This is a genomic window from Streptomyces humicola, from assembly GCF_024436035.1.
Classification (GTDB): Bacteria; Actinomycetota; Actinomycetes; order Streptomycetales; family Streptomycetaceae; genus Streptantibioticus_B; species Streptantibioticus_B humicola.
In genome coordinates this window covers 555,154-576,373 of sequence record NZ_JANFNG010000001.1, presented here as the reverse complement: position 1 = coordinate 576,373, position 21,220 = coordinate 555,154, and the positions used below count along the sequence as shown (strand labels likewise).

Annotated in this window: 15 protein-coding genes; 7 read left to right on the top strand and 8 right to left on the bottom strand. The window is 71.5% G+C overall.

The features are described from left to right. The first annotated feature begins 24 nt into the window (after positions 1-24). The 6 genes from NGB36_RS02730 to NGB36_RS02705 all read left to right on the top strand — a co-directional run bounded on the left by NGB36_RS02730 (position 25) and on the right by NGB36_RS02705 (position 8,198). The gene (locus NGB36_RS02730; RefSeq protein ID WP_255918383.1) at positions 25-2,316 is read left to right on the top strand and encodes a HAMP domain-containing protein; all 2,292 of its coding nucleotides are present in this window, start codon (positions 25-27) and stop codon (positions 2,314-2,316) included. A 14-nt stretch (positions 2,317-2,330) separates the two neighbouring features. Then, positions 2,331-3,815: a poly-gamma-glutamate synthase PgsB gene (pgsB, locus tag NGB36_RS02725; protein ID WP_255918382.1), complete on the top strand. Its 1,485-nt coding sequence runs from the start codon at positions 2,331-2,333 to the stop codon at positions 3,813-3,815. Next, positions 3,812-4,294, top strand: coding sequence for a poly-gamma-glutamate biosynthesis protein PgsC/CapC (locus tag NGB36_RS02720; protein ID WP_255918381.1), 483 nt, complete (start codon positions 3,812-3,814; stop codon positions 4,292-4,294). Before pgsB ends, NGB36_RS02720 begins: the two co-directional genes overlap by 4 nt. A gap of 50 nt (positions 4,295-4,344) precedes the next feature. Then, complete coding sequence (locus NGB36_RS02715; RefSeq protein ID WP_255918380.1) at positions 4,345-5,430, top strand: NlpC/P60 family protein; 1,086 nt, start codon at positions 4,345-4,347, stop codon at positions 5,428-5,430. 68 nt (positions 5,431-5,498) lie between these two features. Continuing rightward, positions 5,499-7,403 carry an ArnT family glycosyltransferase gene (locus NGB36_RS02710; RefSeq protein WP_255918379.1) on the top strand — a complete coding sequence of 635 codons (1,905 nt, stop codon included), beginning with the start codon at positions 5,499-5,501 and terminating at the stop codon, positions 7,401-7,403. A 39-nt stretch (positions 7,404-7,442) separates the two neighbouring features. Beyond that, positions 7,443-8,198 (top strand): TIGR00266 family protein, encoded by a 756-nt coding sequence (locus NGB36_RS02705; RefSeq protein ID WP_255918378.1) that lies wholly within the window; start codon positions 7,443-7,445, stop codon positions 8,196-8,198. Positions 8,199-8,225: 27 nt separating this feature from the next. Here the strand turns inward: NGB36_RS02705 and NGB36_RS02700 are convergent, their stop codons facing one another. From NGB36_RS02700 to NGB36_RS02665, 8 genes are all read right to left on the bottom strand, one after another. Then, positions 8,226-11,123: an NHLP bacteriocin export ABC transporter permease/ATPase subunit gene (locus tag NGB36_RS02700; RefSeq protein WP_255918377.1), complete on the bottom strand. Its 2,898-nt coding sequence runs from the start codon at positions 11,121-11,123 to the stop codon at positions 8,226-8,228. Between the two features lies 1 nt (position 11,124). Beyond that, a complete protein-coding gene (locus NGB36_RS02695; protein WP_255918376.1) occupies positions 11,125-13,353 on the bottom strand; it encodes an NHLP family bacteriocin export ABC transporter peptidase/permease/ATPase subunit in 2,229 nt (742 codons plus the stop codon). After that, positions 13,350-14,156, bottom strand: coding sequence for a biotin/lipoyl-containing protein (locus NGB36_RS02690; protein ID WP_255918375.1), 807 nt, complete (start codon positions 14,154-14,156; stop codon positions 13,350-13,352). The genes NGB36_RS02695 and NGB36_RS02690 overlap by 4 nt, the downstream gene beginning before the upstream one ends. A 220-nt stretch (positions 14,157-14,376) precedes the next feature. Further along, the gene (locus NGB36_RS02685) at positions 14,377-14,610 is read right to left on the bottom strand and encodes a type A2 lantipeptide (RefSeq protein WP_255918374.1); all 234 of its coding nucleotides are present in this window, start codon (positions 14,608-14,610) and stop codon (positions 14,377-14,379) included. Between the two features lie 359 nt (positions 14,611-14,969). Continuing rightward, complete coding sequence (locus tag NGB36_RS02680; protein WP_255918373.1) at positions 14,970-17,750, bottom strand: ATP-binding protein; 2,781 nt, start codon at positions 17,748-17,750, stop codon at positions 14,970-14,972. Positions 17,751-17,851: 101 nt separating this feature from the next. Beyond that, positions 17,852-18,838, bottom strand: coding sequence for an LLM class flavin-dependent oxidoreductase (locus tag NGB36_RS02675; protein ID WP_255918372.1), 987 nt, complete (start codon positions 18,836-18,838; stop codon positions 17,852-17,854). Between the two features lie 96 nt (positions 18,839-18,934). Continuing rightward, the gene (locus NGB36_RS02670; RefSeq protein ID WP_372509356.1) at positions 18,935-19,912 is read right to left on the bottom strand and encodes a L,D-transpeptidase; all 978 of its coding nucleotides are present in this window, start codon (positions 19,910-19,912) and stop codon (positions 18,935-18,937) included. Positions 19,913-20,131: 219 nt separating this feature from the next. Further along, positions 20,132-20,503 (bottom strand): VOC family protein, encoded by a 372-nt coding sequence (locus tag NGB36_RS02665; protein ID WP_255918371.1) that lies wholly within the window; start codon positions 20,501-20,503, stop codon positions 20,132-20,134. Between the two features lie 142 nt (positions 20,504-20,645). Here NGB36_RS02665 and NGB36_RS02660 point away from each other — a divergent pair, with 142 nt between their 5' ends. Next, positions 20,646-21,158, top strand: a complete 513-nt coding sequence (locus NGB36_RS02660; protein ID WP_255918370.1) for a flavodoxin family protein — start codon at positions 20,646-20,648, stop codon at positions 21,156-21,158. Positions 21,159-21,220 lie beyond the last annotated feature (62 nt).

Below are 21,220 nucleotides of genomic sequence, written 5' to 3'. Positions count from 1 at the left end.
CACCGCATCCGGCGCCGCGCTGACATGCCCCTCCTCGGCGGCGTCCGCCCGCCGATCGCCGCGCTCCTGTGTCTGCTGCTCGCGGTGGCCGGATTCACCGCACTCGGTCTCGGCACCATCCGTGGGCAGCAAGTCCCGCAGGCGGTACGCGACGAGGAGGGGCGGATCGCCGCCGACACCGCCGTCTCGGTCCGCACCTCCCTGACCGCGCAGGCCACGACGCTGCGCAGAACCGCCGCCGCGTATGCGCCCACGACCCGCTCCACTCCCGCCACGGTGGTCAAGTCCTTGCTCCCCACGCGGGGTTCGGTGCGCGGCGGTGCGCTGCTCGACCCGAAGACGGGCAGCGTTCTGGCAGCGACAGGCGAGGCCGTGCCGCTCACCGGTGTGGACGTGGCGGCGATGGCGGGCAGCGGCACTGACGCCATCCCGCCCCGTCTTGTGTCCTCCGGCAACGGCGGGCCGCGCCTGCTGCTCTTCGCCTTCGTGACCCTTCCCTCGGGTGGCCAGACCCAGGACGCCAACCAGGACCAGGGGCAGGACCTGACGCAGAGCCAGAGCCGGAAGCAGTGGCTGCTCGCCGCCTCCGAGACACTCACCGCTCCCCCCGTGCACGGCGCCGGCCGTACCGCGCAGCTCGTGGACCGGGACGGGAACGTGCTCGCCACGACGGCCCCGAGCACAGCCCCGCTCCCCGGAGACGGTGGCCGCTCGCTGGCGGCCGCCGCGGCGGGCTCGGCCGACGCCCAAGCCGCCGGCGCCTCCGGGACCCTCCTCGGCGGTACGGCGGGCGGGCAGCGCACCGTGGCCGGGTGGGCCTCCGTCGCCCAGGCCGGCGGCACGGGCGACACCGCCGAGCTCGGCCTGACCGTGCTCACCTCCGCCGCCGTGCCGCTCACCGCCGACACCACCGGATACGGCCGGTTCGCCCTCGTCGCGGCCGCGGCCCTGGCGGGAATCGCGGTGCTGGTCTGCCTGCTGCTGTGGGCCACCGTGCAGCGCCCCGTGCTCCGCCTGCACCTCTCCGCCGCCCGGCTCGCCCGCGGCATCCAGGGCGGTCCGGAGGCGGAGGACGAGCTGGCCCGGCCCGTCCCGGTCCCCGCATTCGGCGAACCCGCCCGAATCGGCCGGGCATTGGAGTCGGTACGGCAACAACTGCTCGGCGAGGCCGGGCCGCAGGAGCCGCTGACTCGGCGCGGGCCCGGCACCCGGTGCGTGGTCGTCGTCTGCACCCTGCTGGTCGCCGCGTGGGCGGGACCGATGCTGTTCGTCGACAACCGTGCGGATCCGGCGACGGCGGTGCCCGCCACCGTCGTCACCGACCAGCAGGCGCGCACCGAGGCGGCCGCCGACCGGGTCCGCCAGTCGCTGGACGCGTCCTCCACCGATCTCACCGACGTGGCCTCCCTCATCGCGGGCAAGTCCCCGGCGGACGAACGCAGGACGCTCCGGCGCACGCTCACCGACCACCGCCAGTTCCGGTCGCTGTACCTCCTGGACGGCACCGGGAAGATCCTGCTGCGGGTGGGCGAGACACCTCTGCGCACCCTCGTCCACGCACCGACGGGCAGCGGCATCACCCGCGTCAACACCTCCGGCCGAATACCGGCGATCGCCGCCTACTCCCGCATCCCTCGGGTGAAGGGTTCCGGCGCCGCGGCCGTGCTCTTCGGCGAGATCGACGTCAAAGCGCTGGACAGCCTGCTGCCCGCACCCGGCCTCGGCAGCGTGTGGCTGGCCGACGACCACCACAAGGTGCTCGCGGCAAGCGTCGGCTTCCGCGCCTTCCAGGCACTGCCCGCCTCCGGATTCACCCGCCTCGCGGCGGACAGCGAGGGCGCGCCCGGGACCGCGGGCATCGCGGTGTCGGCGGTCCTGCCCACGGGGGCGTCCGCATCGTCCGGCCCCTCCGTGGCGGCCGCGGCACCGCTCGCGCTGACCGGACCGGCCGCCGGGCTCGGCTGGCGGGTGGTGGCCGCCGAACCCGCCCAGGCGCTCAATCTGACCGCGTACCAGGCCCAGTGGCGCACCATGCTCGCCGGACTGCTCGCGCTGGCCCTCGGCGTCGCCTGCCTGGCCTGGCTGCACATCGTGGTGATCCGGCCGCTGCGCGCCCTGACCCGGCTCGCCGAGCGGCTGGCGGGCGGAGACCGCAGGACCGTGCTGTACCCGGTCAACCACGACGAGACCGGTTCGGTGACACGCGGACTCGAACTGCTCCGGCAGGCGCTGGCCGAGCGGGAACGCCTGGGCGGGCAGGCTCGCGTCCACATTCCCGCCCAGGTCTCCCGGGCCGAGACCGCGCAGTGGCGGTAGAAGGGCGAACTGACGTGCTTTTCCTTTATGTCGTGCTGCTGCTCACCTGCGGTGTGCTGCTGGTCGCCGGAGTCCTGGAGCAGCGGCGCCACTACGCGTCGCTGGAGCAGATCCCCACGCGAGTGCTGGTCAACGGCATCCGCGGCAAGAGCTCGATCACCCGGCTGTGCGCCGGGGCGCTGCGCGGCGGCGGCGTCGTTACCGTCGCCAAGACCACCGGCACCGCGGCCCGGTTCATCCACCCCGACGCCACCGAGGAGCCGGTCTACCGCAAGTTCGGCCTCGCCAACGTCGTCGAGCAGATCGGCATCGTGCGCCGCGCGGCGACATACCGGCCCGACGCGCTGGTGATCGAGTGCATGGCGGTGATGCCCGCACTGCAGGAGATCAACCAGGAGAAGCTGATCCGCTCCACCATCGGCGTGCTGTGCAACGTGCGCGAGGACCATCTCGCCGAGATGGGACCGACGTTGGACGACGTCGCCCGCTCGCTGTGCCGCTCGATGCCGGTCGACGGGGTCTGCGTCACCGCCGAACGGGAGCGGCTGCACATCCTTCAGGAGGAGGCCGACAAGCGGAACTGCCGCCTGATCGCGGTCGATCCCGAGTCGGTGACCGACGAGGAACTGCGCGGCTTCAGCTGGTTCACCTTCAAGGAGAACGTGGCCATCGCACTGGCGGTGGCCGAACTGATGGGCGTGGACCGGCAGACGGCCCTGCGCGGCATGTGGGATGCGCCGCCCGACCCGGGTGTGCTCTCCGTGGAGCGATACCGGACCGAGGACGGCAAGCGGCTGCGCTTCGCCAACGTCTTCGCCGCCAATGACCCCGAATCCACGCTGATGAACGTCCGCCAACTGGAGGAGCTCGGCGCGATCCGGCAGCCGCTGCACGTGGTCGTCAACTGCCGTCCGGACCGGGTGGAGCGCAACGGGCAGATGGGGGCGATCGTCCCCGGCCTGGCACCGGAGACCGTCTTCCTCATCGGGCACCCGACCAAGAGCGCCAGGGACGGCATCCCGGCCGACTGGCAGGGCCGCGTGGTGGACCTCGGCGGCGACCGGCGCGACCCGGAGGAGCTGACCCGCGACATCCTGGGCGAACTGGGCCCGGTCTCCTCGCTGGTGGCGATCGGCAACATCCACGGCCAGGGGGAGCTGTTCCTGGAGTGCCTGGCCGAACTCGATCTCGACGACACCGAGGAGCCGCTGACTCATCAGCCCGCCGGTGACGGCCGCAGCAACGAGGACACCCTCCAGATCGCGGTGGCGCGCCCGCCCCAGCCCGAGCCGTACAGCTGGGTGGCGCCGCTGGAGACCCCGGCATTCGGGCTGCACATTCCAGGGCAGCGCGAGCTGGCGCGACGCGCCGCCGCACGCCAGGCGGCGCGCACGCATTCCGTACCGGAAGCCCTGCCCGAACGGCCCCTGCCGGAACAGCCCCTGGCCGAAGAGCCCTTGCCCGCCGACCCGTACCACGCGATGAGGAAGCCCCTGTGATCCCCGCTACCGTCACCCCGCAGGCCGCCGCACTGGGAATCGCCCTGGGCCTGGTCTTCTCCTTGGTCTGCTACCTGACCACCAACCTCTCCCCCGGCGGCATGATCACCCCCGGCTGGCTCGCGCTGACCATGATCACCGATCTGGGGATGGCCGCGATGATGGTCGGCGTCTCGGCGCTCACCTTCGCCGTCACCAAGGTGCTGCAGCGCAACGTGATCCTGTACGGGAAACGGCTGTTCGCCGCAGTGGTGCTGTCGGCCGTACTGATGCAGACCACGGTGATGCTCATCCTCCAGCAGGAGTTCCCCCTGCTGTACACGACCCAGACCCTGGGCTTCATCGTGCCGGGTCTGATCGCCTATCAGCTCGTGCGGCAGCCGCTGGCCGCCACCACCATCTCCACCGCCGCGGTGACCGTGGCCACCTACGTGGTGCTCCTCGCCGCGCTGCTGCTCGGTGCGCTGCCTACCGGCTGACCGGCCCGCCACCTCTGTTCCGCCCGTACGCACCCCAGATGAGGCCCGTCATGCACCCCGACCGCCGCCCGCGCCGCACGCCGAACCGCCGTCAGGTCCTCGGCGCCCTCGCCGGGATCGCCGCGGCCGGCGCGGCCGGGGGGTATGCCTGGGACCGGTTCGGCCGCGGCGACGGCACGGGCGGCGCGGGCGGCGCGGGCGGCGCGGGCGGCGCGGCCGGGGCGCCCACCGCGGTGCCGTCCGGCGGCTACGCCTTCGAGCGGCTCACCGGCCCGGCCCGCACGGTGGTGCGGACCACCGACGGCAGCGCGCTCGCCACCTTCACCGATGGCGCACGCACGGCCGTTCTGACCGGCCCGGCCCGCACCTTCAGCGAGCCGCGTACGACCAGCGCCGTGGTGCACAGCACGGCGTGGATACGGTTGCTCCCGTCTGTGTGGCGGCAGGGCGAGGAGTCGACGTCCTGGTTCCGGCAGTGGTTCCCCCGGACGCTCGCCGACCGCAGCCCGGACGTGCTCGCCGTGGCGTTCCAGTACGGCGACGGGGCCCCGGACCTGTACACCAAGTCCGGCCTGCGCTATGCCGGTCGAGCCCATTTCGGCCCGCACGTGCCCGGTGTCGCCTCGCCGCTCGACTTCCATTACCACGACGAGAAGTCCGACTTCTACGACTACCTCGGCATCCCGTGGACGTTCCCGGACGGCACGCGGGTCACCCCGCAGCAGGCCCGCTACGGCGACGTGGACTGCTCGGGGTTCCAACGTCTCGTCTGGGGCTACCGCATGGGTTACCCCATGCACGACACCGACACCCCTGGCATCGGCCTGCCCCGTCGGGCATACGCCATCTCCGCGTACGCACCTGGTGTGCTGCTGATTCCCGACACCAACCAACGGCCCACCGACATCAGCATGCTGCAACCCGGCGACCTCGTCTTCTTCTCCATCAACATCGGCAGACCGCACGCCATCGACCACTGCGGCATGTACATGGGCCTGGACAACGGCGGCCGCCCCCGCTTCTACTCCAGCCGCTCGGCCGCCGACGGACCGACCATGGGCGACCTGGCCGGCGTCGCCACCCTGGACGGCAACGGCTTCTACGCCCAGGGGCTGCGAACGGCCCGGCGCCTGTGACTGCGACGACACCGACGACGCGCTCGGCGCCGTCCGACCGACACCATCCCGCCACGAGAGACCCCGCCATGGCCACCATCCCCGTCACCAGGGAACCCGCCACGCACCGCCGCCGCTCCTCAAGGAGAGCCACTCCCCGCCAGGGCTCGCGCCCGGCCTGGGAGTTGCCGGCGCTGCTGCTGGTGCTCACGCTCGCCACGGTCCTGTACACCTGGGGCATCGGCCACGCCTCGATCCACCCGTTCTACAGCGCGGCCGTGCGGTCGATGTCCACCAGCTGGCGCGCCTTCCTCTACGGCGGTCTCGACCCCGGCGGTTCGATCACGGTCGACAAGATCCCCGGTGCGCTGTGGCCGCAGGCGGCGAGCGTCTGGTTGTTCGGCCCCCACAACTGGGCGGTGGCACTCCCCCAGGTGATCGAAGGGCTGCTCACCGTCTGGATGCTGTACCGGATCGTCCGTGCCTGGGCCGGGCAATTGGCCGGCCTGCTCGCCGCGCTGGTGCTCACGCTCACGCCCGTCACCGTCGTCCTCACCCGCAACACCATCCCGGACACGCTGCTCACCCTGCTGCTGGTGCTCGCCGCCGGGTCGCTGCAGAAGGCGGCGCGGACCGGGCGGCTGCTGCCGCTGCTCGTCTGCGGGGTGTGGGTGGGGCTGGCCTTCCAGGCGAAGATGCTGCAGGCCTGGCTGGTGCTGCCGGTCTTCGCCGTCGTCCACCTGCTGGGCGCGCCCGGCTCGGTGGTGCGGCGGGGGCTGCAGGTGCTGGCGGGCGGGATCACGGCGCTCGCCGTCTCCTGCTCCTGGCTGCTGCTGGTGTGGGTGACGCCGGCGGCGGACCGTCCCTACCTCGACGGCACGACCAACAACAACCCGTTCACCCTGGTCTTCGGCTACAACGGGCTGAGCCGTTTCGGCAAGGATCCGAGCGCGCTCGGCGCCGTCTCCGGCACCGCCGCCAGCCGCACCACGGGCAACACCGGCTGGACGATGCTGGTCAACCACACCGTGGGCCCGCAGATCGCCTGGCTCCTTCCGCTCGCTGTGATGGCGGCGGTGCTCGGCGTGGTGTGGCGCAAGGGGCAGCCCCGCACCGACGCGCTGCGCGCCGGATACCTGCTGTGGGGCGGATGGCTGGCGGTGCACGCGGTGGTGTTCAGCTCCTCCAACGGCAACCACGGCTACTACACAGCGGTGTTCGCGCCCGCGCTGGCCGCGCTGGCCGGCGGAGGCCTTGCCGTCTTCCGGTCCGCGTACGAGGAGGGCGGCGCGCGACGGGCGGTGCTGCCCGTCGCGATCGGCCTGACCGCGGTGTGGGCCGCGATCCTCGACAGCGGGCACACCGCATTCGCCGCCTGGCTGCTCCCGGTACCGGTACTGCTGGGCCTTTGCGGGGCGCTCGGGTTGTGGTCGAGCGGACCGCGGACGAGCGAGCGGGCGGTGCGGGCCGCCTTCGCCACCGGTGTGGCAGCGGTACTGACCGCACCGGCGGTCTGGGCGGTTTCCTCGCTCGACCCGCTCTACGCCGGTGCATCGACCTCGCCGCTGGCCGGGCCGGTGGGCAGCAGCTATCTCAGCATGCTCCACCACGGCTCCGGCGGATACGTGGGCCTGCACACCCCGTCGGCCCGGGACGCCGCGCTGCTCGGTTACCTCACCGCCCACCGCGACGGCGCGCAGTACCTTCTCGCCACGCAGGCCGCCTACAGCGCGGAGCCGCTGCTGCGGGCCACCTCGCAGCCGATGCTCGTGATGGGAGGGTTCACCGGCGTCACCCCGTTCCCGACCGTGGAGCAGCTGAGCGATCTGGTCTCCGCCGGAAGGCTGCGCTATGCCCTGCTCACCACCGCGCGCCCGTCCACTCCGGACACCGCCTGGGTCACGGCGCACTGCACCCGCATCCCGCCCAGCGCATTCGGACGTACGTCGGCCGGCAGCTTCACCCTCTACGACTGCGGGGCCGCGCGTCGGTAGCATGAGCCGTCGATTCATGCAGCAGGGGGAGGATGCACTATGCAGGCGGACATCAAGGGCAGCACGATGCCGGTGCTGGAGGTCCAGCTCGCGCCGGGAGAAACAGTGGTGTCGACGCACGGTGAGCTGTCGTGGATGTCGGCGAACGTGCGGATGTCGCAGACCACCAGGTCGGGCGGGGGCGGCGGCGGGTTCATGAACACCCTCAAGCGCGCGGTGGGCGGCGGCGGGCTGTTCCTGACGCAGTATCAGGCACAGGACGGTCCCGGCCTGGTGGCCTTTGCGGCGAAGGTGCCCGGCCACATCGTGCCCGTCGACATCGCGCCGGGCCGCGGCTTTCTGGTCCACCGCCACGGCTGGTTGTGCGGCACGCTGGGCGTCAGCCCGACCGTCGGTCTGCAGCAGTCCTTCCGCGGCGGTCTGTGGGGCGGCGACGGTTTTGTGCTGCAGCGGCTGGAGGGCCAGGGGCGCGCCTGGATCGAGCTGTCGGGGGAGCTGACCCAGTACATGCTCGGTCCCGGGCAGACCATGCTCGTCCACCCCGGACATGTGGGCATGTTCGAGGAGCAGGTGCAGTTCAACATCACCACCGTTCCGGGCGTCGCCAACAAGATCTTCGGCGGCGACGGCTACCACCTGGTCGCACTGACCGGACCCGGCCAGATCTGGCTCCAGAGCATGCCACTGCCGAACCTGGCCCACGCGCTCGAGCCGTACATCACCCGCGAGGCCGGCGCGAGCAGCGCCGAGGGCGCCGGCATCGGCTCCATCGTCGGCGGCATGCTGCGCAGCTGAAGGAGACGGGCGCCGAGGCCGCCGGCGTCACTGCAACTGGCGGCGGACCAGCGCGTGGAAGAGGCCGCCCGCGTCGGCGAGCAGTTCGGCGGGCGGCCCCTGCTGGGCGATCCGGCCGTCCGCCATGACAATCACCCGGTCCGCGTCCATGACGGTGGACAGCCGGTGGGCGATCACGATGCGCGTGGCCCGCAGTTGGCGGGTGCTGTCGATCACGACGCGCTGGGTCTCGTTGTCCAACGCGCTCGTGGCCTCGTCGAAGAACAGGATGCGCGGGCGCCGGATCAGGGCCTGGGCGATCATCAGGCGTTGCCGCTGACCTCCGGAGATGGTGCTGCCGCCGTCGGAGAGCACGGTGTGCATCCCCATCGGCATGCGCTTGATGTCCTCGGCGAGGCCCGCCATCGCGGCCGCCTCCCACGCCTCGTCGAGGGAGTACATTTCCGAGCCGCAGATGCTGTCCAGGATCGAGCCCGAGTGCGGCTGCGCGTTCTGCAGGACGACTCCGCACTGGCGGCGCACCGCGGTCTGGTCGAGCGCCGCCAGGTCCTGGCCGTCGTAGAGCACGCTGCCGCCGGTCGGCCGGTCGAAGCCGATGAGCAGCCGCAGCAGGGTCGACTTGCCGCAGCCGCTGTTCCCGACGATCGCCACGAACTCACCGGGCCGCACCGTGAATGAGACGTCGTCGAGCACCAGCGGCGCTTCGTCGGAGTACCGGTACGAAAGGTGCCTGGCCTCGATCTCCCCCGCGAGCTGCCCGGGCGCCACATTGCCGCCGGGCACTTCGGGAGTCTCGTCGAGCACCGGCTTGAGCTGCTCGAACAGCGGCAGCACGGATGCGGCGGAGATGAGCGCGCCGGTGAGCTGCGTCGCCGAGGTGAGCATCATCGTCACCGCGGTGTTGAACGTGAGAAATCCGCTCGCCGAAAGCGCGCCGCGGGCCGGTCCGGCGAGCAGCGCGAACATCAGCAGCGTGCAGAACGGCAGGTAGACCGCGTTGAACACGGTGTTGAGGTTCTTGATCCGGCCGACGCGCTGCTGCAGTTCGCGGCTTTCGGCGAACTCGCGCGCCCAGGCCGCGTAGGCGAAGCTCTCGGCCGCCGCCACCCGCAGCTTCGGCAGCCCGCGCAACGACTGGAAGGCCTGGTTGTTGAGCTTGTTGCTGAGCGCGATCAGTCTGCGCTGGTAACGCAGCTGCCACAGCCCCATGCCGAGGAACACCGCGGCGCTGACGAGCAGCACGCCCAGCGCCACCAGGGTCAGCGACGGGCTGTAGAACATCAGCAGGGCGAAGTTCACCGCACCGACAGTGCAGGCCTGGGCCGCCACCGAGCTGATGCCGGAGAGCACACGGCGTATCGCGCTGATGCCCATCGCCGCACTGGCCAGCTCGCCGGTGGAGCGCCCGGCGAAGAACTTCGTCGGCAGGCGCAGCAGCCGGTCCCAGACGGCCGGTTGGAGTGTGGCCTCGATGCGGCCCTCCATGCGCAGGATGGCGACGTTCTCCAGCAGCATGAACGCGGCGGAGACGACGGTGGTGGCCACCAGCGCCAGTGCCGTCTGGACGATGAGGTCGTGCTCGGCATTCGGCACGTAGACGCCGAGCACCTGGCCGGTCGCGATCGGCACCAGCGCCCCGAGCGCGACGGCGACGACGGCGCCGAGCACCAGGTTGCGCACGTCCTTGCCGGTGCCGCGCAGGCTGAAACGCAGCAGTCCCCAGGCGGACAGCGGCTCTTCGGGCAGCGGACGGTAGAACATCACGGCGCGGGGCTCGAACTCGTCTGCGTTGGCCTTGCCGATCCTCGTCCGCCTGCCGGTGGTCGGGTTCACCGCTTCGTAACCGCCGCGGCGCCACAGCAGGGCCACCGGAGACCCGGTCCCGGCGCGGTGGCCGAGCAGGGGGCCGGTGTGCTCCCGCCACCAGGCGCCGGTGAGTCTGACGACGCGGGTGCGGAACCGCGAGTGGAGCGCGATCCGCTCGACCGGGTTGGTACGCTCGTCCGCGGCCCCGCCCGCCGGGGGCGCGGAGACCTCGACGCCGGCCGCGGCGCCGACCAGACGGCAGGCGGCGAGGGTGGTGCCGTCGGCCCCTTCGGTGGTGCCTGCGGCGCCGCGCCCCGCCCTGTCGTTTCTGTCGATGGAGGCGAGCAGCGCCTGGTCGGCCTGGGCGCGGACGGCCTCGCCTGCCTTGATGCCGGCCGCCGTGCGATCCTCGTGGGCGCGTTCGAGGCGGTTGATCCATCCGTCGAGCGCGTGGAGCAGGCGTGCCTGCTGGTCGAGCATGAGCTGCCACATGGCGCCGTCGATCAGCAGGTCCTGTGCCGCTTCCGCGCCGTAGACGGCCCCGTACTGCAGGCTGCCGGGGGCGACCGGCATCCACAGGATGCTCTCGTCGGCCGGTTCGTACGCGGCACCCGGCCCCGACGTGCCGTTCAACGGAGCTTCGGAGAGCACCCGCAGGCTGCGGCCGATGCCACGGGCGAACGCGTCCTCCAGCGGACTCAGTGCCGCTTCGGGGCTGTTGTAAGACCAGGGGTCGGTGTACGGGCCGCCGTACTGGTGACCGTACTGCTGATCGCCGTACGGGGGCTGGGGCCGGAGCAGCTCGCGCAACTGGATCCGCCGGAGGACGCATCCCTGCAAGGGCCTGCCCAGCAGCGTGTGCTGCGGCCCCTCGACCGGGCCGAGCAGCACAGTCCCCGCTTCGAGACGGCCCAGGAAGTGCCATCGCCCCTGCTGGACCGCGTCGACGGCGAACAGGTCCATCGCACCGTCGACGACGAGCCACAGCACATGCGGTCCCTCCAGCGGCAGGGCCCGCACGCTCGCGCAGTCGACCGGCGTGCCGAGGCCGCCCAGGGCGGCGACGACCACGTCGCCATGGGCCGCGCCGGTGGCCGCCGAAGGGTGGACGGATGTCACGTCAGTGCTCCCTGACCAGCTCGGCGTAGGTGCCACCGGCGGCGATGAGCTCCTCGTGACGGCCGCGCTCCACGACGGAGCCGTGGTCGAGGACGACGATCTCGTCGCTGTCGCGCACGGTGCTCAGCCGGTGCGCGATCACGACGCAGGCGCAGCCGCGCCGCCGCAGGTTGTCGATGATCACCTGCTCGGTCTCGGCGTCGAGGGCGCTGGTCACCTCGTCGAGGACGAGGACGCTCGGCTGGCGGACCAATGCCCGTGCGATCTCCAGCCGTTGCCGCTGGCCGCCGGAGAAGTTGCGGCCGTCCTGCTCGACCCGGCTGTGGATGCCGCCGGGGCGCCGGGTGACCACGTCGAGGACGGCGGCGTCCTTCAGCGCGGCCACGACCGCCTCGTCCGGTATCGACGGGTCCCACAGCGCCACGTTGTCGCGGACGGTGCCCTCGAAGAGGAAGATGTCCTGGTCGACGAAGGAGACCGAGGCGGACAGCGAACTGCGCGAGATCTCCTCCAGACGCTGCCCGTCGATGCGGATCTCGCCCTCCCACGGCTTGTACAGGCCGGCGACCAGCCGGGAGACGGTGGACTTGCCGCTGCCGGAGCCGCCGACGAGGGCTACCTGCCGACCCGGCCCGACGGAGAGCGAGAAGTCGGTGAGCAGTGGCTTGTCAAGCGGGTTGTAGCCGAAGGTGATGGACTCCAGCGTCACGTGCCCGCTGAGCCTGCGCACTCGTGGGTCGCTCTCCGCGCCGGCGAGCCGCGCATCCCCTGGGAAACTCTCGACGTCCTTGAGCCGGGCCACGTCGGCGGCGAAGTCCTGGACGCGGCCGGCCACGCCGTTGAGCCGGGTGACGGGGGCGGTGAAACTGGTCACCAGCGCCTGGAAGGCGACGAGCAGGCCGATCGAGACATGTCCTTCGACTGCGCGCAATCCGCCGATCAGCAGGATCAGCGCGCTGTTGAGCGCCGCGAGGGTCGGTGCGACCACGGCAAGCGCCGCGCTCGGCACGCCGAGCCGCTGCTGCAGGTCGAGGGTGGTCGCATGCTGGCCGGCCCAGCGGCGGAAGTAGCCGTTCTCACCGCCGGTGGCCTTCATGGTCTCGATCAACTGCAGGCCGCTGTAGGAGGTGTTGGTGAGCCGGGCGGTGTCGGCACGCAACTTCTGCACGCCGGTGCTCCGGAGCCGGATGACCAGCCGCAGGGCAACCACGTTGAACAGGGCGAGCAGCACCCCGATGACGGTCAGTTGGGGGTCGTACGTCCACAGCAGCACCGCGTACACGACGACGACCACGGCGTCCACGGCCGCGGCGGCGAGGTCCCTGGCCAGCGTCTCGGCGACGGTGTCGTTGGACTGCAGGCGCTGGACGAGGTCGGCCGGATTGCGCTGGGCGAAGAAGGTGACGGGCAGCCTGAACAGATGGCGCAGGAACCGGGCGCTGCTCAGCGTGGACGAGATGATGCGACCGCGCAGCAGATTGGCCTGCTGCAGGGCGGTGAGCACGGCGGTCAGCACCACCGTCGTGGCCATCGACGCGAAGAGCACCGGCAGCAGCGACGTCTGGTTGCCGAAGAGGAACATGTCGATGTACGTGCGGCTGAGGGCCGGCACTGCGGCGCCGACGACGACCAGCAGGAAGCTGGCGATCAGTGCGGCGAGCATGGTGCCGGTGGTGCCGCGCAGCCGTGCGGGCAGGGCGCCCATGATCCCGGGCTTGCGACCGCCGCGGCGGAAGGTGGTGCCGGGCTCGAAGGTGAGCACGACGCCGGTGAAGCTGGAGTCGAACTCCTCCATCGGCACGAAACGGCGGCCGCGGGCGGGGTCGTTGAGGTGGACGCCGCGGCGGCCGAGGCGCCGGCCCAGGCCGTCGTGGACGACGAAGTGGTTGAACTCCCAGAAGAGGATGGCCGGGGGCCGTACCTCGGCGAGTGCAGCCGGTTCCATCTGCATGCCCTTAGCGGTCAGGCCGTAGCTGCGGGCAGCCTTGAGCAGGTTGCTGGCGCGCGAACCGTCACGGGAGACGCCGCAGGCGATGCGCAGCTCTTCGAGCGGCACATGGCGTCCGTAGTGGGCGAGCACCATGGCAAGTGCGGCCGCTCCGCACTCCACCGCCTCCATCTGCAGGACGGTGGGGGTGCGGACGGTCTTCTGCTTCCTCCCCGCGCGCGGCTTCGGCGCCGGCCCGGTGCGCGCGCCGGCCGGGCGGTGACGCCCTCGCTGCCCGGTCACGGGAGGATCCAGTCGACGGGGTGCTGGGAGGCGAGGTGGATGGATCCGCTCACCAGTGTGGTGGACTCGATGGTGTGCGGCGGTCCGTGCGCCGTCGACCATGCGTAGCCGGAAGGGGTGCCTGACGACGGGTCGAGCCGGACGACCACCGCGACGGGCTGCCCCTGCGCCGAGAACTCCTCCCCCAGCTGGCTGCTGCCGAGGAAGTCGGCGATCTGCTGCTGTGTCTCGGGGATTTGGCCGACTGCCTCGACATGGCCGCGCAGTACGCCGTACTGCTGGGCAGGCACCGATTGAACGGTCAGGTCCACGGGTGCGCCGACCGGGATCGTCGCACTGCTGTCGCCCTGTGCGTACACCATGGCGATCAGGGGTTCGTCGGGGTTGTCGATCCGTTCGACGCTCGCCAGGTCCGCGCCGGTGGCCACCACCGCGCCTATCTTCGCCGACAGCGTGGTCACCCGGCCCGCGGCCACGGTCCGTACGGTCTCGGTCCTCTGGTCCGTGCGGATACTCAGCAAGGGCGCGCCGCTGCGCAGGGTGTCGCCCTCGTTGGCGAAGACTGCGGTGACCTGACCCGCGACGGGGCTCTGCAGGATGTAACTGCCCTCGGCATGGGTGAGGATCCCGGGGGCGGTCAGGGTGGAGGTCACGGTACCGGTCACGGCCCAGAAGCACGCGACGGCCACGACGGCCATCGTGACGGCCAGGACGAACCAGCCCTGCGGCCGGGCGAGTCGCACCGGAATGTCGAGCTCCTCAGGCGATTGCACCTTGGCAAGCGCCTTTTGCCGGAACTGCACAGAACTATTCCCTCAAACTGCGTTCATCTCGGTCGGTCACAGAAGGACTTGACCGTAACACAGGCGCAGTAGTGCGCAGCCGGCCGTCCACCGACAGCATTCATGGGCCCCGGGCAGAGAATCCCGGGGCCCATGGTCAACCAAACCGGTATTTATCAACTGTACCGGTAGCTGTACCGGTAGCCCGATGCTGTGCCGGTCGATTGAGCAAATGCAGTCGTCAGAGGCCGGCGATGGTGCCGGTGACGTTCTGCACGACGCCGTTGACCGGGGCGGCCAGGCCGTTCACCGGCGCGGGCAGGGCACCCTCGACGGTGGCGGTGGTGCCGGCGACGGTACCGGCAACGGTGCCGGTGACGCCGGCGAGGTCGAGGCCGAGAACGCCACCGGAGACGTTGTCCAGGTCGGCGTCGTCGATCTCGCGGGTCTCGATCGGCGTGAAGTCGTTACGCATGAGGCGCGCTTCCCTTCAGTGCTTGTGGGGTTCGGGTTAGGAGAAAACCACGTCAGCGGAGCGCCGGGCCACCTGTGGACGGTGAATGTTTCGGTCAACGTTTCGGTACCGCAACGGGCTTCCGTGACGCATTACCCACCGAATATCGACGAGTTCTTCACATCGCTGCGGTGGCGCATTTACCACTGCTGCACCCGCCCCCTTGGGCCTCGGTCGGACAAATCCGCGTTTAGGGGCAGGCGAAGACACGGCGGAAGCGGCACCGCGCGGCGGCTGTGCGCCTGGTACGCACGTGGTGTGGAGAAACGTGAACGGAGTGAGGGAAGTGAAAGGGTAGGCAGGGAGCGGGAGTTGTCAGCTCACTGTGACCCGGTACGGGTCGGTGTACGCCCGTGCAGAACGGACGCAAGCTGGTCGCGTCCGTCTATGCCCAGCTTTCGGTAGGCATTGGTGAGATGGACCTCGACGGTCCGCAACTGGACCAGCAGGATCTCGGCGAGCTCGCGGTTGGTCTTGCCCTTGGCGGCGAGCATCGCGGTACGCAGTTCGGCCGCGGTCAGGGCGGCGACGCCCTCCGTCCCCGGCGACTTGGGCGGGCGCCCGCCCGACGCGGCCAGCTCGATGCGCGTGCGCCGCGCCAGGTCCGCGCAGCCGCATTCCTCCGCCACGTCGAGCGCCGCACGCAGCGCCCGCCTGGCCGGCGTCGGGCGCTTGGCCCGGCCGAGCGCCGACCCGTACTCGCTCAGCGACCGCGCCAGTTCCAACCTGGCGGAGGAGCGCTCCAGAACGTTGACCGACTCCTCGAGCCTGGCAAGTCCGCGGGAGCCGCCCTGGACGGCCCCGAGCATGCGCAGCGCGCCGCCCAGCGGGCCCGGCGCACCCCACCGGCGCGCCTGCTCGACCGCGTCGGCGGCATGGCGGCGCGCCTCCGTGGTCTCACCGAGCGCCAGCAACGCCATGGCCGCTTCGGAGCGCCACGGTGCGACGGCGGGATTCTCCACGGCCCAGGTCGGAAACCTGTTGCCCGCGGACAGCAGGTCCCGCAGCCCTTCGGCGGACCGCCCGCAGGCGACGCGCAGCCGGCCGCGTGCGAGCAGCAGCGCCGTACCGGCCCATGTCTCCGGCACGTCACCGGAGAGCTCCGCCTGCTCGACGAGCCCCGCCGCCTCGTCGAGTTCACCGAGATCGGTGAGGATCTCCACCAGCCGGGCCAGGAACTCCGTCGCCGTGCCGCTGCCGCGTGGCGCCCCGCAGGCGACGAGCAGGCCGAGCGCGGCGCGGCTGTCCTCGGCGGCCTCCCATATCCGGCCGAGCCGGTGGGCCATCGTGCCGCGCAGGGAGCGGGCCGCGGCCAGGCAGGGCCGGTGCGACCACCGTTCGGCGTGGCCGACGAGAGCGTCGCAGCGTTCGTACCCGTCCTCGGCGAGGCCCGCCTGGCCGAGCACCTGGACGCAGCGCAGGATGGGGCGGACCGAGCGCGGGGTGACGGGGAGGGCGGCCAGCGCCTGCTGGGCGAGGGCTGCGGCGCGGGTCCGGGACCGGCCCGCCCATGCGGCACGCATGGCGAGCAGGCTCAGGTGGCGGCCCTCCTCCGATTCGCCCGAGGCCACGGGTTTGGGCAGCCGGCCGAGCAGCTCCGCCGCCTCCTCCGCCGTGGCCTCATGGTCGAGCCGCAGCTCGATGCGTGCGAGTGCCCGATCGGCGCCGGTGTCGTCGTCCGGTGCGCCGAGAAGGTCGACGGCGGCCCGGTGCCGTCCGGTCAGCGCGAGCAGTTCCGCCAGCTCCCGTACCGCCTCGGCGCGGTGGCCGGGTGGCGCGGGGGTCCGCGACGCCTCGGTGAGATGCCGGATCGCGGAGTCGAAGCCGATGTACGCCTCGGACCGGCCGAGTTGGGTCAGCAGCCGGGTGCGGTCGGCGTCCGGCACCGGTTCGCTCAGCGCCCTGGCCAGGTGAGCGGCGGCCATCTCCGGCTCGCCGCGCCCGAGTGCGGTCGCCGCCGCTTCGCGCAGCACGGCGACTGCCCACGGTCCGGCCGTAGCCGGGGTGGCGAGGAGGTGTTCCGCGACGCGGGTTTCGGGTGCGCCCGTCGACCGCAGGGTCCGCGCCGCCTCGGCGTGCAGGCTCTGCAGCTGCCCGAACGGAGTGTTGCGCAGCACGGTGGTGCGCAGCAAGGGCTGGGCGAAGGCGATGGCAAGCTCCGTCACGGGCAGTACGTCCGCCCGGCTCAGCGCCGTGAGCACCTCCAAGACCACGTGCGGATCGAGTCCGCGGGCGCTGCAGACAGCGGTGACCCGCTGGAGGTCCGCTTCCTCGCCGAGTACGGCGGCGGCCCGAGCGACGTCGAGGGCGTGGGGCGATATGCGGCGCAGCCGGGCGTGGAGCGCGGAGGCGAGCCGGGGGACGGCGAGGCCGGCCACCTCGGCCGCCGAGTCCGCGGACGGTGCGATCCCGTGGTCCCGTATGGCGGCGGCGAGTTCGGTGACAAGGAGGGGGTTGCCGCCCGTCTCGCGCAGGACGGCGGCGGTGAAGGGCTCGTCGGGTGTGCTGGCCAGTGTGCGTTCGAGGAGTGCCGATACGGCCTCGGCGCCGACGCGGGCCGGGTGGAGCTCCGCCGCGCTCGCCGCCAGCAGCTCGTCGAGGACGGCGGGGTCCGCGGGCGGCTCGCCGGGGCACACGGTGAGCATCACGGCCACCGGCGCATGGTCGACGCGGTGCGGCAGGGTGCTCAGCCAGCGCAGCGACTGCCGGTCGAGGCAGTGGAGGTCGTCGACGGCCACGAGGACGGACGTTCGGGACGCCAGATGGGCGAGAGCCCGGTGCAGGGCGGCCGGCTGGGGCTGCCCCGCCTCGCCGGTGTCGAGCCCCGCGGCCACCAGTTCCGCGCGGGCAGGCTCGAACACCCTGGTCGCCAGGCCGAATGGCAGATCGCGCTCGGGCGGGCTGCCGCGCGCCTTGAGCACAGTGAACCCGCTGCGCCGCGCCAGCTCGGCCGCCGCGTCCAGCAAGGCCGTCTTTCCTAGCCCCGCGCCGGCGCTGACCACCAGCACGCTTCCGGTGCCGTCGACCGCCCCGGCCAGCATCGCCTCGACCGCGGCGATCTCCCGGTCGCGTCCGAGCAGCGGCATCGGGGCCGTCTTCATGCACCATCCTCTTCCGGCCGTCCCCCTGCGGCGAGTACCCCGCGGTACCCGCGGGTAACTGTACTGGTCACGGCCCCCATGGAGGCACGGGGTCAGGCACGTCAGGCGGGCAGCCGCGGCAGGACACGCTCCGCGAACAGGTGCAGGGAGCGCCAGCCCTCGTCGACCGGCATGCCACCGCACAGCGGGTGGAGTATCAACGAGCTCTCGGGGCCCGCCTCTTCGGCGATGCGCAGGCACTGGTCGGGGGTGACGATGCGGTAGACGCCCTCCCGGCGCAGCTCCTCGACGTCTCCGGCGGTGGAGCGGACGGCGGAGTGGATGCCGGACGACTGCCAGGAGGCGTAGGTGAGCGCCTCGTACAGCAGGTGGGAGCCGTAGCGGTGCCAGGCGCGGTCCGGATCCTCGGCGATGTGCAGCAGGCAGGTGCGGGCCGGGGGCTGCAGCACCCAGCCCTCGGTGCCGTATTCGGCGCGGCGCTCGTGGTAGTACGACTCCAGCTCGGGCAGGCGCGCGCTGGGGAAGAAGGGCAGACCGAGGCGGGCGGCGCGGCGCGCGGCAGCCTTCGAGCTGCCTCCGACGAGCAGGAGCGGATGGGGCCTGGTGTACGGACGCGGCGTCACCTGGACCGTACGGCCCTGGTGGACGAAGGGCTCGCCCCGCCACGCGGTCAGCAGCGCCTCCAGCGTCTCGTCCTGCAGTGCGCCGCGCCGCTTCCATTCCTTGCCGTGCGCCGCGTACTCCTCGGGCCGGTAGCCGAGACCTGCGACGGTGACGAGGCGGCCTGCTCCGATCAGGTCGAGGACGGCGATGTCCTCGGCGAGGCGGAGCGGGTCGTGGAGCGGACCGATCAGCGCCGAGACGGTGACGGTGATGCGGCGCGTCGCGCCGAAGACCGCTCCGGCGAAGGCGAGCGGTGAGGGCATCCAGCCGTTGTCGGTTGCATGGTGCTCCTCGGTCTGGACGGTCGTGATGCCGCGTTCGTCCGCGAAGGCGGCCATCTCGACGGCGGCGCGGTAGCGGGCGGCCAGCGACTCGGGGGTGGGTGAGGGATCGACGAGGTTGAAGCGCACGACCGTGACGGGCATGAGGCGAAGGCTAGCTGACGCCCCATCAGATCAATAGGGTGCGGCGGCCACAGGGGCCGCCGCACCCGTATTGCCGGCTCTTCGGGAGGCGCTTCGTCAGGAGGTGCTGGTCGTCTGCGCGCCGGTGGTGCTTCCCGCGAGCCACTGCGACCAGGTGAGGTTGAAGGCCGCGTAGCCGTTGTCCCCGGCGGCGTCGCCGCGCGGCGAACCGGTGATGGTGATCGGGTCGCCCTGCTCGACGTAGTTGTAGAACCACTGGGCATCGGACATCGACAGGTGGACGCAGCCGTGCGAACCGTAGCTGTGGCCGGGGTACGGGTCGCCGGTGGAGTAGTGGACGTACGTGCCCGAGGTGGTGAGCTGAACGTCCCACGGCAGCGTCAGGTCATAGTAGTTGGGGTTGCTCTTGTCGCAGGTTATGCCGACGCTGCAGGAGGTCATCCGCACCTCGCGCTGCTTGTCGATGACGGCCATGGTGCCGTCCCAGGACGGGAAGCTGGGGCTGCCGGCGTCGATCGGCATGGTGCGCACCAGCGAGCCGTTGCGGTAGACCTTCATCGTGTGGCCGGGGACGGAGACGGTGGCCTCCGTGTCCGGGCCGATGGTGAAGGTGTGCTGGTAGCTGTGGACGCCGTATTCGCCGTTGCCGTCACCGACGCCGTTCAGATCGGCGTCGAGTGTCACCTTGGTCCCGGACGGCCAGTACTTCTCCGGGCGCCAGTCGACCCGCGTGCTGCTGAACCAGTGCCATGCACCGGTGACCGGGACCGAGGTGGTCACCTTAAGGCGCTGCTCGATCGCGGCCCGCGCCGAGACCGCTACGGGGTCGGTGAACACCACGGATATCGGCATGGCCACCCCGACCGTCGACCCGTCCTCGGGGACGATGGTGTCCAGCAGCATCGGCGGGCCGGAGGGGCCCGTCGGTGACGGGTGCGCGGTCACGCTCGCCTTCGGGTTCGGCGACTTCGAGGCGGTGGCCGACGCCGATGCATTGCCGCCGCACGCGCTGGCGCCGGCGACCACTGCGCACGCCACCAGCGCGATACCGATATTCCCCTTGATCCGCCCCACGCCCATGCTCCACTCAGTCACTTCATCAGATGATCCGGTATCCCCAAAGACACGGAATCTACACAAGTGGTTGCAGGAGGCTTGTAAAGCCCAGACCAAGAATGGGCCGCGACCGTGTCACACCGCCCCGGCCGCGCCCCGTACGGCCCGATTCGCACCTCAGGGCGATACAGAGCTCACACCGCGTGAGATGCGAAGGCACGCGATGCACAGGATCGATTACTGAGCGGTGCGGGTCAGCAACTCCATGTTGTGGCCGTTGACGTCGTCGAAGTACACGCCGCGGCCGCCCCAACGGTGGTTGATCTCGCCGCGTTCGTGGTGGCCGGGGTCCGCGTAGTACTCGATCCCGGCGTCACGGATGCGGGTGAACGCCGCGTCGAACTCCTCCTCACCCACCAGGAACGCGTAGTGCTGCGGAACGATCTCGTCGGACTCGGCATAGTCGAGGGTGACGCCGTTGCCGAGCTCGACCGGCACGAACGGTCCGGTCGGCGGCCCGACGGGCAGCCCCAGAATGCCCGCGAGGAATTCGGCGGAGGCCTTCTTGTCGTGCGCCCGCACGATGGTGTGGTTCAGTTCGACGCTCATCGCACTCCTCCTCGGCTCTTCGGCGCCGGGCTGCTCGCTCCTCGGCTGCTCCCTTCCATGGTGCTGCGGCGGTCGCACCAGGACCAGTGCGCGGCGGCGCCTGCTTGCCAGCGGCGCCGGCGAGCGGGCAGGCTCGGCTGCTGTGCCCACCTTGCTGATCGTGCATCACACTCCGTCACCCAACCTGCAGGCGATGTTCGAAGCCGTCGTCTCTGGTGCGACCACCGACGAGATCGAAGGGGTAGAGGTCGTACGACGGCCGGCGCTCGCCGCGACCGTCCCCGACGTACTCGCCGCCGACGGCTATCTGCTCGGCACCACCGCGAACCTCGGCTACATGTCCGGAGCGCTCAAGCACTTCTTCGACCAGGTCTACTACCCGTGCCTGGACACCACCCGCGGCAGGCCGTTCGGCTACTACGTGCACGGCGGCAGCGACGTCACCGGAACGGTGCGCGGGATCGTCTCGATCACCACCGGGATGGGCTGGCAGCAGGCGGCCGCCGAGGTCGCGGTCACCGGCGAGCCGGGCAAGGCCGACCTCCAGGCGTGCTGGGAGCTCGGCGCCACGATGGCCGCCGTGCTCAGCGAGTCCGTGCCCGAGTCCGAGTCGGAGTCCGGGTCCGTGCCCGAGTCCGGGTCCGGGTCCGGGTGAACCGTTCCGCGGACACGCCCGTATTGACTCCATGCAGAGCGGCGCCGGTCACGCGCAGAGCT